Source organism: Yersinia rochesterensis (genome assembly GCF_003600645.1).
GTDB classification, from domain to species: Bacteria; Pseudomonadota; Gammaproteobacteria; order Enterobacterales; family Enterobacteriaceae; genus Yersinia; species Yersinia rochesterensis.
Window position 1 is genome coordinate 1,142,022 of record NZ_CP032482.1, and the last position, 12,873, is coordinate 1,154,894.

Genomic DNA, 12,873 nt, shown 5'->3' on the forward strand with positions numbered 1-12,873 from the left:
ACGTTTTGGAAGTGATGTACGGAGCATAAGAGCAATGACCGAATCAAAAATAAAGACACCGATCTATCTGGATTATGCAGCAACGACCCCGGTAGACCCTCGTGTCGCTGAAAAAATGATGCAGTACCTGACTCTGGACGGTATTTTTGGTAACCCCGCCTCTCGTTCTCATAAGTTTGGCTGGCAAGCAGAAGAAGCTGTTGATATTGCACGTAATGATATTGCTGCATTAGTCGGTGCGGACCCTCGCGAGATAGTCTTCACCTCCGGTGCAACTGAGTCCGATAACCTTGCGATTAAAGGTGCTGCTAACTTCTACCAGAAGAAAGGCAAGCACATCATCACCTGTAAGACCGAACATAAAGCAGTGTTGGATACTTGTCGCCAGTTGGAGCGTGAAGGCTTCGAAGTGACTTATCTGGCACCGCAGTCTAACGGCATTATCGACCTGAAACAGCTTGAAGCCGCCATGCGTGAAGACACCATTCTGGTTTCTATCATGCACGTGAATAATGAAATCGGTGTGGTGCAGGATATCGCGGCAATCGGCGAAATGTGCCGTAGTCGCGGGATCATTTTCCATGTTGATGCGACACAAAGCGTCGGTAAATTACCCATCGATCTGAGCCAACTGAAAGTCGATTTAATGTCTTTCTCTGCCCATAAAGTTTATGGCCCGATGGGCATTGGCGCACTGTTTGTTCGTCGTAAACCTCGCATTCGCATTGAAGCACAGCAGCACGGCGGGGGTCATGAGCGCGGTATGCGTTCAGGGACTTTACCCGTTCATCAGATAGCTGGCATGGGTGAAGCTTACCGTATCGCCAAAGAAGAGATGGAAAGCGAAGCTGCGCGCCTGCGTTCACTGCGTCTGCGGTTGTGGAATGGTCTCAAAGATATCGAAGAAGTTTACCTGAATGGCGATTTAGAGAATGGCGCACCTGGCATTCTGAACATCAGTTTCAACTATGTTGAAGGTGAGTCGCTCATCATGGCACTGAAAGATTTAGCTGTTTCATCGGGTTCAGCCTGTACTTCCGCGAGTCTGGAACCTTCTTACGTGTTGCGTGCGTTGGGGATGAACGACGAACTGGCTCACAGTTCAATTCGTTTCTCTCTGGGGCGTTTCACCACTGAAGAAGAGATCGACTACGCCATTGCGCTGGTTCGCAAATCCATTGGCCGTCTGCGTGACTTGTCTCCGCTGTGGGATATGTTTAAGCAGGGCGTGGATATCAGCAGCATTGAATGGTCGCACCATTAATTCCAGATTTTAAGACTCAGGAGTAATCACATGGCTTACAGCGAAAAAGTAATCGATCACTACGAAAACCCACGTAACGTCGGGTCATTCGACAACGCAGATCCTACCATTGGTAGCGGAATGGTTGGCGCACCCGCTTGTGGTGATGTCATGAAGTTGCAGATTAAAGTTAACGACGCTGGCATCATTGAAGATGCACGTTTCAAAACTTATGGCTGCGGCTCTGCTATTGCCTCCAGCTCTCTGGTAACTGAATGGATGAAAGGTAAGTCTCTCGAGCAGGCTGAAGCGATCAAGAATACTCAGATCGCAGAAGAGCTGGAGTTACCGCCAGTCAAAATTCACTGCTCAATTTTGGCTGAAGATGCCATTAAAGCAGCTATCGCCGACTACAAAAGCAAACATACTGCCAAGTAGTTGTAAAATAGGTTATTAATAACTGGCTCATTTTTCCTAAGGATTTCAAAATACTGCATACTAATACACGTGCAGTTTGAAAGATAACGAGGATATGAGCTGGTTTTCAGCGTTGAGGAAGGTCTATGTCGATATCAATCAGCGACAGTGCTGCACAACGGGTCAGCGCCTTTTTAAATCACCGTGGTAAGGGCTTAGGTCTGCGCTTAGGCGTACGGACGTCGGGCTGCTCCGGTATGGCATATGTCCTGGAATTTGTTGATGAAATGAACGATGACGATATCGTTTTTGAAGACAAAGGCGTGAAAGTGATCATCGACGGCAAAAGCATGGTCTATCTTGACGGCACCGAGCTGGATTTCGTCAAAGAAGGTCTGAACGAAGGCTTTAAATTCAACAATCCGAACGTCTCCAATGAGTGCGGATGTGGTGAAAGCTTTAACGTCTGACCCCTGTTTTTGTTCCTGCCTCAGGAACTTGATGCCTATATACCCAAAGTCATTGGAGTTGCAGGTAGATAGCCAGCAAACAAATCTTGATGAGCTTATTCAAGTAGGTCAACTACAAGTGAGTGATTCGAGGGCGTGAGTGCAGCTAACACCCATGCAATTCCAAGGACGAAGGGGATAACCCCAGAGCATGCTATGGATTACTTCACATTATTCGGGCTGCCGGCTCAGTACCTGATTGACGGCAACCAACTCACGACCCGCTATCAAGAATTGCAACGCCAATTCCATCCTGACCGTTTTGCAAATCAGCCTGAACGCGAGCGTTTGGCCTCATTGCAACAAGCCGCGACCATCAATGATGCTTACCAAACCCTCAAGCACCCGTTAAAACGGGCTGAGTATATGCTATCTTTGCAGGGTTTTGATTTAGGCAACGAACAGCATACTATGCGTGATACCGCGTTTCTGATGGAGCAATTGGAGCTGCGGGAAGAGCTTGATGCTATCGAACGCCACTCAGATGCTGAGGCGCAACTTGCTGCATTCAGTCGCCGTTTGGCACTGATGACGAAAACGCGCAGCCAACTGATGGTGGAGCAATTGGATCAACAACAGTGGGAACAAGCCGCTGACACGGTTCGAAAATTACGTTTTCTGGATAAGTTAGGACAGCAGGTTGAACAGCTAGAAGAGCGCCTGTTTGATGATTTTTCCTGAGAACGTAATAAGGCAATAAAATTGTATCTGATTGATAAAAATAAAAAATAAATTTATTGATGGCGCGAAATGCGCGGCTACTTCTTATTAGAGCGTGTCGTTAACGTTTTATATACTCTAAATAATTCGAGTTGCAGGAAAGCGGCAAGCCAACGCAGATGCAGCTTGAAGTATGACGAGTATAGATTGATGGAATCTCAACATGGCCTTATTACAAATTAGTGAGCCTGGTTTAACTGCACCGCCGCATCAACGTCGGTTGGCTGCAGGGATAGATTTAGGCACCACCAACTCACTGGTAGCGACAGTGCGCAGCGGTAAAGCGCAAACGCTGGCAGATGAACAGCTGCGGGATCTTTTGCCCTCAGTGGTTCACTATCAACAAAATGGCATTGATGTCGGCTGGAATGCGCGCAATTTAGCGGCATTGGACCCGGTCAATACCATCAGTTCAGTTAAACGCATGATGGGCCGTTCTTTGGCCGATATCGTGCAGCGCTACCCTAATCTGCCTTACCAATTCCAATCCAGTGAAAATGGTTTACCGATGATCCAGACGGCGAGCGGGTTGGTTAATCCGGTGCAAGTGTCTGCAGATATTCTCAAATCATTGGCACAGCGGGCACAGGCGGCCTTGGAAGGGGAATTGGACGGCGTGGTCATTACTGTCCCCGCTTATTTTGATGATGCTCAACGGCAGGGCACCAAAGATGCCGCTCGTCTGGCGGGGTTGCATGTGTTGCGTTTGCTCAATGAGCCGACCGCTGCGGCTATCGCCTATGGTCTGGATTCAGGTCAGGAAGGGGTGATCGCCGTTTATGACTTGGGCGGCGGGACATTTGATATCTCTATCTTGCGCTTGAGCCGCGGTGTGTTTGAAGTGCTGGCAACTGGCGGCGACTCGGCACTGGGGGGCGATGACTTTGACCACCTATTAGCCGATTGGCTGCGTGAGCAAGCTGGTATTGATTCCCGTGATGACCATGGTGTCCAGCGGCAATTATTGGATGCGGCCATCGCGGCTAAGATTGCCTTGAGTGATGCTGAGATTGCTGATGTCTCCGTGGCTGGCTGGCAAGGGCAAATCACCCGTCAGCAGTTTGAATCTCTGATAGCGTCATTAGTTAAACGCACATTAATGGCCTGTCGCCGCGCGTTAAAAGATGCGGGCGTCACTGCCGATGAAGTGCTGGAAGTGGTAATGGTCGGCGGCTCGACCCGTGTGCCCTTGGTGCGCGAGCAGGTTGGGCAATTTTTTGGCCGCACGCCACTGACTTCGATTGATCCCGATAAAGTGGTCGCTATTGGCGCGGCGATTCAAGCCGATATTCTGGTGGGGAATAAACCCGACAGTGACATGCTGCTGCTTGATGTTATCCCGCTGTCATTAGGGCTGGAAACCATGGGCGGTTTAGTGGAGAAAATCATTCCACGCAATACCACTATTCCGGTCGCCCGCGCGCAAGAATTTACCACCTTTAAAGACGGCCAGAGCGGGATGATGATTCACGTGCTGCAAGGTGAGCGCGAACTGGTACAAGATTGCCGTTCTCTCGCCCGCTTTAGTTTACGGGGTTTACCGCCGCTGCCCGCGGGGGGCGCGCATATTCGTGTGACTTTCCAGGTGGATGCGGACGGTTTGTTGAGTGTCACGGCGATGGAAAAATCCACCGGCGTGGAGGCATCGATTCAGGTGAAGCCCTCTTATGGGCTGTCTGATGATGAAATTGCCAATATGATTAAAGATTCGATGGCGAACGCGCACAGCGACATTGGCGCACGTAAGCTGGCGGAACAACAAGTCGAAGCCTCCCGCGTGTTGGAAAGTTTACAAGGCGCATTGGCACAAGACGCAGCACTACTCAGTGAGCAAGAAAGTACTGCTATCGCTCAGGCGATGGCGGCATTACAGCAGCAGATGCAGGGCACTGACCCACATGCAATCGAAGCTGCGATAAAAGCGTTAGATGCACAAACGCAAGATTTTGCCGCGCGCCGGATGGATGCTTCTATTCGCCGTGCTTTGGCTGGCCATTCAGTGGATGAGGTTTAATCATGCCCAAAATAGTATTTCTGCCCCATAAAGACCTTTGCCCGGATGGTGCAGTGCTGGAAGCAACCCAAGGTGAGACTATACTGGACGTTGCCCTGCGCAATGGAATCGACATCGAGCATGCCTGTGAGAAATCCTGCGCTTGCACGACTTGCCACTGTATCGTGCGCGAAGGCTTTGATTCGCTACCAGAAAGCAGTGAGCTGGAAGATGATATGTTGGATAAAGCTTGGGGTCTGGAGCCAGAAAGCCGCCTGAGTTGTCAGGCGACAGTGACGGATGAAGATCTGGTGGTTGAGATCCCGCGTTATACTATCAACCATGCGCGAGAACATTAATTATACTCGTCATACTTCAAGCTGCATGTGCGTTGGCTACGTTCAATCACCCGAATCGCTTACAACAGTAAGCTCATCGGGACTCTTTCACTTGCCGCCTTCCTGCAACTCGAATTATTTAGAGTATATACACGAGAACATGATATGAGCTTAACCTGGCAAGATACCCGCGAGATTGGCGAAGCGCTTTACGACCAGTTCCCGGACACCGATCCGAAAACAGTGCGTTTCACTGATATGCACCAATGGATCTGTGATTTAGAAGATTTCGATGACGATCCGCAAGGATCAAATGAAAAAGTGCTGGAAGCCATCCTGCTCGTCTGGTTAGATGAATTTGAATAAATACCTGAGGGTCGCACGAGCGGCCCTTTTTTCTATTGTTACTTTATAGCTGGCTGTTACTGTATAGCAGACAGTATTTTTTAGAGTAGAACGTTTTGATCCGCCGTGGCTAACACAGGGCCGCGTATAAGCAGCTGAATAACAGCAAAAAATAATAATGAAGAGGTAGTTCATGACAACAGAAATGATGCAAGTAACCTTATCAAATACCCCAGCCGACGCCCGTTGGGGAGAGAAAGCCCAGTTGAGTACCGATGCCGAGGGGATGACTATCCACCTGACGGGTAAAAATGAATTGGGTACCATTCAACGCGCCGCCCGCAAAATAGATGGGCAAGGTATCAAACAGGTAAAACTGGCCGGTGAGGGCTGGGGTCTGGAGCAAAGCTGGGCATTTTGGCAAGGTTTCCGTGGGCCAAAAGGCCAGCGCAGTGTGGAATGGGCAGAACTGCCAGAGAACGAAAAAACCGAGCTAAAACAACGGCTAAAAATCATTGACTGGGTGCGCGATACCATTAATGCGCCCGCAGAAGATTTAGGGCCAGAACAATTGGCTAAAAATGCGATTGATTTGCTGTGCGCAGTATCATGCGATGCTGTCAGCTACCGCATTACCAAAGGCGAAGATCTGCGTGAACAGGGCTATGCCGGGATTTACACCGTGGGCCGTGGTTCTGATCGTGCGCCGGTGTTGCTAGCTTTGGACTATAACCCGACCGGTAACCCAGATGCGCCGGTGATGGCATGTTTGGTTGGCAAAGGAATTACTTTTGATTCAGGCGGTTACAGCCTGAAACAGAGCGCATTTATGGACTCTATGAAGTCCGATATGGGCGGTGCGGCGACAGTCACGGGCGCATTGGCATTAGCAGCAGCCCGTGGTTTGAAAGAGCGGGTGAAACTGTATTTGTGTTGTGCGGATAATATGGTTAGCGGTAATGCCTTTAAGCTGGGTGATATCATTCGCTATCGCAATGGCAAGACTGTCGAAATCATGAATACTGATGCTGAAGGGCGCTTAGTCTTGGCTGATGGTCTGATTGATGCTTCAGAGCAGAATGCACCGCTGATTATTGATGCTGCCACTTTGACCGGCGCGGCAAAAACAGCGTTGGGTAATGATTACCACGCGCTATTTAGTTTTGATGATGAATTGGCACAAGAGTTGTTGAGCAGCGCGCAAAGTGAGCATGAGCCTTTCTGGCGCTTGCCGTTAGCTGAATTCCATCGCAGCCAACTGCCATCCAACTTTGCTGAGTTGAATAATGTCGCGGGGGCAGCCTACAGTGCGGGTGCCAGCACTGCCGCCGCATTTTTGTCACATTTCGTGAAAGACTATCAGCAAGGTTGGCTGCACATTGACTGCTCCGCGACTTACCGTAAAGGTGCGGTTGATCAGTGGTCTGCCGGTGCTACAGGCCTGGGTGTTCGTACTATTGCTAACTTGCTGTTGGCGAAAGCAAAATAATCATCTTAATGATTTGAAAAGAGTCTCGGGGGCGCATTTGCGTCCCTTTGTTCGATCTATTTTATGTTTTTCTGGAGTAGAGCATGAGTTTGCCACAACCCCCTGCTGCTGATAGCCACGATAGTCACCATCATGATGAAGACCAAAGTCTGGAGTCTTTGCTGAAACTGGCGGCGACGGAATCAATTCATCGCACCGCTTTTTTTCGCACACTGTTGGATGCCACGGTTTTGGTGCTGGTGGACGGGTCAGAGCAGGGCGATGAAGAGGGTGAGATGGCCTTTACAACAGGCGATGGGGTGAATATTCTGCATTGGGAAAAGCAGGATGGTGAATCGGTCATTCCCTTCTTTACCTCGGTAGAGGTGCTCCAGCAAGCGCTGGATATCGCCGAAGATCAACAGGTTGATAGTGAAAAACTGTCAGTAAAACAGCCTTTTATCGCCATGCCAGTGCGGGTGTTATTTGAAATGACCCAAGGTGCGCATCTGTTTTTGAACCCAAAATCAGAGCATGGTAAAGAGTTTTGGCCGCAAGAAGTGGCGATGCTGCTGGAAAATGGCGGTTTAGCCCAATCAGCCGAAATGGTGGTGGATAAAGAGAGCCAAATTCTGTTGGGGCAGCCGGAAGAATATCCCGCAGCAATGGTGGATGCCCTGATCCAGCTGTTTAGCCAGCGTAAACCAGTGCGGCGTGCTTTTTTGGCACTGATGCATGATAAGAGTGTGGATGATAAACCTAACTTATTGGTTGGGCTGGAAGTGGATGGCACAGATGATGAGATTGACCAATTGATTCAAGAGGCCGGTAATGTTGCCAGTGACTATGCACCGGATGATGGCCCGGTAGATTTTTGCGTGGTGAATGAGAAAGAGCGGGGGGTAAGCCATTACCTGATGACGCATACCCAAGCATTTTACCAGCGCAGATGGGGCAGTTGGCTGAGGAATATTATTCCTTCGACCAGCCATTAATGAGAAAAGGGAGCCAATTTGGCTCCCTTTTTATGACAGATAATCATCATTGCTACATGAAGAAATTACTGTGTAATTTAGAAAGTGTAAGCAACGCCCATATTAATAGTCATTGGGGTGGTAATGTTTTTACCTTTAGAAACTTTAACTTCTGAGCCGATAGACAGGTTAGACGTCAGGTTTACATTGATCCCCATACCGACGTTAGCACGAGTCCCTTTCAGGTTATTATCAAACATATCGTTGTTAATCATCACCTTGTTACTTGCCATCAGGTCATGGTCTACCGAGAAAATTGCATAAGGCTTAATTTCTGCGCCGCTATTCAACACAAAGCGATAACCCGTGTTCATGCCCAGAGTACCGGTTGTCGTACGTGAACCTTGGTTCTGCGCTTCCATTCCGTTAGACAATTTATATTGGCTTTTACCTGAGCTAAAGGTGTTCAGGGCCACATAAGGGGAAACATACATCGCATCAATATTGATATGTTTACCCGCTTTTACTGCCAGCCCCATGCCGGAGAAGTTAGCCGCTCCAGTCGCGTTATTGGCTTGTGACGCCACACTGAGGTTCTGTTTAAACTGGTTGGTTTTGAACACACCATTCAGGTAATAGCCGCTGTTAGCCAAATATTGCACGTAAGCACCCAATGAGTTGCTTTCCACACTGCCGCTGCTCTGGTAATCAGATTTGATATTGGAGCTGGTATGGCTGGCGAAGCTACCCACACTGAATACGGCATTACCCAACTCAATGGCTTTATCGCCACCTAAAGTTACGCCACTTAGCTTCTGATTGAAGTTGGTTGCGGTACCTTTCACGTCGTAACTGTCATTCAGGTAAGTTAACCACACACCACTTTCATTGGCCGCAGAGCTTTGTTTATCTAACCGATTGTGAATTGAGCTTAATTCGGCGTTAAAGATAACGGGCATGGTATTGGCGACGGCCAAAATACCCGCCGTATTTGACGTCACTTTTGTTTTATCTGCGACCAGTTTGAAACTGCCTTTGCCATCACTGACCAGTGAGTGCTTATAGTTACCCAAGTCTACCGGCCCATTGGCTAGAACGAAGTGGGCAGTATTTTTCCCTTTTACATCGACGACATTCAGATTCGCTGGGGCTACACCACTGTTATTGATCTGAACATCAAAAGTACCTGCAGCATCGCCTGCAACCTTTAGCGGCGCGCTTGACTGAGAGAACAGCGCTGAACCTAAATTAAAGAGGCCTCGACCTGCCAGTGATGCCATGGTTAGCTGAGTATTAGATTTGCTCATATCAATACTACCACCCGCCAGCCTGACATTTTTAAAAGCAAACTGTGCTGGTTTACCATTATTGCCAGCAAAAGCAGCGCGGGAAGCAGATTGCACTGCGGTTAATGGGGCATCTACGGAGAATAACTGCATGTTACCGGCTAAATTCAGGTCTGCATTTTGCGTGGTTGCGCCACCCTGCACACTGAGGAAGCTGTTTTTATTAGCATCAATAATGCCGTTAATATCTGCGGTTTTATCAAAAATGACAGTACTGCTATTGAATGTTGCATCCATCAAATGACCTGAAATCAGGGAGTGGCCATTTTTAACCACCAGCTTATGCGCTTGTGCTCGGGCCATCAGATCAAATTTACCGCCTTTGACTTTAGTATTGTTAGCAATGGCACCTTCATTAATCGTCAATTTGCTGTCGTTAACTGTGGTGTTATTCGCCGTTGCCTTATCAACCAGTGTGAAATCAACTGCATTGAACACAGTATCTTCGATAGCAGCACCCGCTTGAACATCAAATATGCCGCCATTGACTGTTGTTGCAGTGGTTTTCGCACCCGCTTTCACGGTGAATTCACCCTCATTCAAGGTGGTAATATTAGCCGTTGCACCTTGATTAAGCGCAAATTTGCCGCCTTTAACCGTGGTGTTATTGGCTGTGCCATCAACAATAAATTCGCCGTCATTCAAAGTGGTAGTGTTGGCTATTGCACCTTGATTAAGCGCAAATTTGCCGCCTGTCACGGTGGTATTATTGGCTGCGCCATCAACAATAAAGTCGCCGGAATTCAAGGTGGTCGTGTTGGCTGTTGCACCTTTATTCAGTGCAAATTTGCCGCCTGTCACGGTGGTATTATTGGCTGTGCCATCAATAATAAATTCGCCGGAATTCAAGATGGTGCTGTTGGCTGTTGCACCTTGATTAAGCGCAAATTTGCCGCCTGTCACGGTGGTATTATTGGCTGTGCCATCAATAATAAATTCGCCACTATCAAGGGCGGTGATGTTAGCGATTGCACCCTGTTCCAGTCTAAATTTACCGCCATTTATTGTCGTGTTATTCGCCGTCGCCTTGGTATTGGCAATAAAGTTACTATCACTGCCAATAGAGGTATTTTTTGTTTCCGCGCCCTCGAGCAGCGTAAAGGTTGAACCGTCCAACAGTGTGGTGTCATCCGCCGTGGCACCTTTTACCAACGCTAATTCGGCAAAGTTCAACAGAGTGCCAGTGGCTGTGGCACCGCTTTCGAGGGTAAATGTGGCAGCTCTATCATATATCTTAGCGCTTTTGACTACGGCACCAGATTTGAGAATCAGTGTACCCTCATCCGTTACATTAACTTCATCCGCACTGGCACCGTCATTAACGGTCATCGTGCCATTGAGCACATGAGTTAAAAAGGCTGACGAACCTTTTTCCAAGGTAAACTCACTATTGTCAGCACGCACCTCAGTTCCACTGGTTTTAGCATTAGCCTTTAAAGTAAATACCGCGTCTTCACCGACTTTAGTGCTATCAGCCGTTGCTCCCTCGATCAACTCCAGATTGGCTCCATTCAGTGAAGTATGTTGCGAGTTAGCCCCTTTTTCGATAGTCAGCGTGCCGCCATCAATAGCGGTGTTAAAGGCTTTAGCGCCATCTTTCAGCTCAACAGTCCCTTTTGTGCTGCTAAGGTTATGAATTTCGGCAAATTTGCCAACCGTCGCTGTACCACCTTCAAGGATTTTCGCACCATAGGATTCAGCAACGTTTATGACATCCTTGCCATTCGCATCTTGTTTCTTTTCACCTTTCAGTGACAGCTTGCCACCATCATTGATGACTGAATCGTGATCAGTACCACCATTGTTGTTAATGATGCCTTTATTGATCACTGTATCGTGAGCCAGTGCGCCAACGGCCAAGTTTAGGGTACCGTCTTCGCTAATAATGCTGCCAATGACCTGGCCGTCTTTTTCAACATGTTGCGTGCCGCCCGATACTTGGGTAGCCATTGCCATCGTGTTTGCGGTGACTGTTTGCAGCTCACTTTTGGCAATGATTTTATCAAATACCGGCATATCAACAGTAGGATCGGTCGCTTTATCAAACAGAGCGAGTTCCGCTACTGCAACATCCATTTCGGCTTTTTTGGTTGTCAGCTCGGCAGTTGCGTCAACTTTTTGCTGCTTGGCAGCAGTAAACTTAGCGGTTGTATCTTGGGCGGAATTTTGGGCGGTTATGTGCGCAGTAGTTGCATCTTGAACTAACTGATTTGCAGCTTCTGCTTTTGCGATGGACTCTTGGGCTGTTTTAGCGTCTGCTATTTTTAACGGGGGAGTATTTTGGTCGGCAATCAAGTCCTGTAACTTTGTAGCGAGATCTGGCGTGTTTGCATCCCAACTGGGATCTACATCTTTAATCGCTGCCATTTTTTCTGTATCCAGTTTAGTGAACTCAGCTTCAGCGTCATTTTTCGCTTTTTCAGCGATTTTGGCTTTTGAATCCGCAATGATTGATTGCATCGTAAGCTTTAACTCCGCAACTTTTGCTGCTTTTTCTACTTTTTCTGCTGCTTCCTGTGCCTGTTTAGCTACTGCTTGCGTGTCTAATTTGGTTTTTTTATCCGCTAACTGGGTTACCAATTTTTCTTTTTGTTCTGAGGTAATCAGACCTTGATTCAGATAATCCTGAAGCTTATTCAGGGCATCTTTGTCAGTTTGTTGTTGCTGCTCGATTGCTGTGATTTTTTGCTTAATCACGGGCGAAAGAGTTGATTGGTCTTGGGTTAGTGACGAATTAAACAGCGAATCGGCTTCTTCTGGTGTGAACTGACCCGGTGCTTTGGTCTCTAGACTGGTAGCAAAAGCATTTTTCGCGGCTTGAAGGAGTTTGTTCTTGTTGTCATCACTCTGATCTTTTGCATAGGTAAGAGCGGCCTCTGCTCCCAGTATATTTTTTGCAAATACCTTTTCAAAGGCAGCTAATTCTTTATTCGCTTGTTTTTTTTGTTCAGGTGCCATTGTGTCAATAGCAGCTTTAATATTCACAATTTGCTGCTGGTGATCACTTTTTATTGCCGCAATTTGCGATTCAGCCTCAGTTTTCATCTGTGATGTAATGGGTTGACCCGCTGGGAAGAAAGTTTCTAGCAGGATATCCTCAGGTTTTTTGTTGTTAGCCACGTTATTATTGGCCGTGAGACGGCTGGTTATCTGAGTGTTGCTGCCATTCGATATATTGGGTGTAACCGCTGTTGTTGATGCGGCTACTGCCCCACCTGACACCAGCGAAGAAATCAAGATAGATAAAGGTAATAAACGCGTATTCAGAGTGTTGTGATGACTCATGGTTTTATAGGTTCCTATTTAAAGATTAATTTTGATAGACATGGAATAAAGATTTTTAATAACGGGAAGGTGTTGGGTGAAATATAATGGCATGAGGTTTCTATGCCTACTTATTAAAAAATAAAAATTGATTTTTTATATTTATTTTATATTTTGTTTTATTTCTATTTGGGTTTATCGTTTTAATTCATTGTTTTTGTTGTATAAAATATTAAATTCTGTAATTGGTTATTTT

General features: G+C 47.4%; 10 protein-coding genes. 9 read left to right on the plus strand and 1 reads right to left on the minus strand.

The annotated features are described in order from the left end of the window. The first annotated feature begins 49 nt into the window (after nucleotides 1-49). The 9 genes from DXZ79_RS05370 to sseB all read left to right on the plus strand — a co-directional run bounded on the left by DXZ79_RS05370 (nucleotide 50) and on the right by sseB (nucleotide 8,028). On the plus strand, nucleotides 50-1,264 hold the full coding sequence (locus tag DXZ79_RS05370; RefSeq protein WP_050291525.1) for an IscS subfamily cysteine desulfurase: 1,215 nt from the start codon (nucleotides 50-52) through the stop codon (nucleotides 1,262-1,264). 30 nt (nucleotides 1,265-1,294) lie between these two features. Continuing rightward, the gene (gene iscU, locus DXZ79_RS05375) at nucleotides 1,295-1,681 is read left to right on the plus strand and encodes a Fe-S cluster assembly scaffold IscU (protein ID WP_004393581.1); all 387 of its coding nucleotides are present in this window, start codon (nucleotides 1,295-1,297) and stop codon (nucleotides 1,679-1,681) included. A 125-nt stretch (nucleotides 1,682-1,806) separates the two neighbouring features. Further along, nucleotides 1,807-2,130 carry an iron-sulfur cluster assembly protein IscA gene (iscA, locus tag DXZ79_RS05380; protein WP_004393580.1) on the plus strand — a complete coding sequence of 108 codons (324 nt, stop codon included), beginning with the start codon at nucleotides 1,807-1,809 and terminating at the stop codon, nucleotides 2,128-2,130. A gap of 195 nt (nucleotides 2,131-2,325) precedes the next feature. After that, on the plus strand, nucleotides 2,326-2,850 hold the full coding sequence (gene hscB, locus DXZ79_RS05385) for a co-chaperone HscB (protein ID WP_038635472.1): 525 nt from the start codon (nucleotides 2,326-2,328) through the stop codon (nucleotides 2,848-2,850). 202 nt (nucleotides 2,851-3,052) lie between these two features. Further along, nucleotides 3,053-4,903, plus strand: coding sequence for a Fe-S protein assembly chaperone HscA (gene hscA / locus DXZ79_RS05390; protein WP_050291489.1), 1,851 nt, complete (start codon nucleotides 3,053-3,055; stop codon nucleotides 4,901-4,903). A 2-nt stretch (nucleotides 4,904-4,905) separates the two neighbouring features. Next, entirely contained in the window at nucleotides 4,906-5,241 is a 336-nt protein-coding gene (gene fdx, locus DXZ79_RS05395) for an ISC system 2Fe-2S type ferredoxin (RefSeq protein WP_038635467.1), read from the plus strand. A gap of 144 nt (nucleotides 5,242-5,385) precedes the next feature. Further along, nucleotides 5,386-5,586 carry a Fe-S cluster assembly protein IscX gene (gene iscX / locus DXZ79_RS05400; RefSeq protein WP_004702435.1) on the plus strand — a complete coding sequence of 67 codons (201 nt, stop codon included), beginning with the start codon at nucleotides 5,386-5,388 and terminating at the stop codon, nucleotides 5,584-5,586. A 172-nt stretch (nucleotides 5,587-5,758) separates the two neighbouring features. Continuing rightward, nucleotides 5,759-7,054 (plus strand): aminopeptidase PepB, encoded by a 1,296-nt coding sequence (gene pepB / locus DXZ79_RS05405; protein ID WP_038635464.1) that lies wholly within the window; start codon nucleotides 5,759-5,761, stop codon nucleotides 7,052-7,054. 83 nt (nucleotides 7,055-7,137) lie between these two features. Beyond that, complete coding sequence (sseB, locus tag DXZ79_RS05410; RefSeq protein WP_120011142.1) at nucleotides 7,138-8,028, plus strand: enhanced serine sensitivity protein SseB; 891 nt, start codon at nucleotides 7,138-7,140, stop codon at nucleotides 8,026-8,028. Nucleotides 8,029-8,105: 77 nt separating this feature from the next. Here sseB and DXZ79_RS20910 read toward each other — a convergent pair whose 3' ends face one another. Next, a complete protein-coding gene (locus DXZ79_RS20910; RefSeq protein WP_244942318.1) occupies nucleotides 8,106-12,638 on the minus strand; it encodes an autotransporter outer membrane beta-barrel domain-containing protein in 4,533 nt (1,510 codons plus the stop codon). Nucleotides 12,639-12,873: the final 235 nt, after the last annotated feature.

Bases quoted from the DNA above. Each gene is read 5' to 3' on its own strand.
- iscU (WP_004393581.1), top strand. From the start codon at position 1,295: ATGGCTTACAGCGAAAAAGTAATCGATCACTACGAAAACCCACGTAAC.
- iscA (WP_004393580.1), top strand. From the start codon at position 1,807: ATGTCGATATCAATCAGCGACAGTGCTGCACAACGGGTCAGCGCCTTT.
- hscB (WP_038635472.1), top strand. From the start codon at position 2,326: ATGGATTACTTCACATTATTCGGGCTGCCGGCTCAGTACCTGATTGAC.
- hscA (WP_050291489.1), top strand. From the start codon at position 3,053: ATGGCCTTATTACAAATTAGTGAGCCTGGTTTAACTGCACCGCCGCAT.
- fdx (WP_038635467.1), top strand. From the start codon at position 4,906: ATGCCCAAAATAGTATTTCTGCCCCATAAAGACCTTTGCCCGGATGGT.
- iscX (WP_004702435.1), top strand. From the start codon at position 5,386: ATGAGCTTAACCTGGCAAGATACCCGCGAGATTGGCGAAGCGCTTTAC.
- pepB (WP_038635464.1), top strand. From the start codon at position 5,759: ATGACAACAGAAATGATGCAAGTAACCTTATCAAATACCCCAGCCGAC.
- sseB (WP_120011142.1), top strand. From the start codon at position 7,138: ATGAGTTTGCCACAACCCCCTGCTGCTGATAGCCACGATAGTCACCAT.
- DXZ79_RS20910 (WP_244942318.1), bottom strand. From the start codon at position 12,638: ATGAGTCATCACAACACTCTGAATACGCGTTTATTACCTTTATCTATC.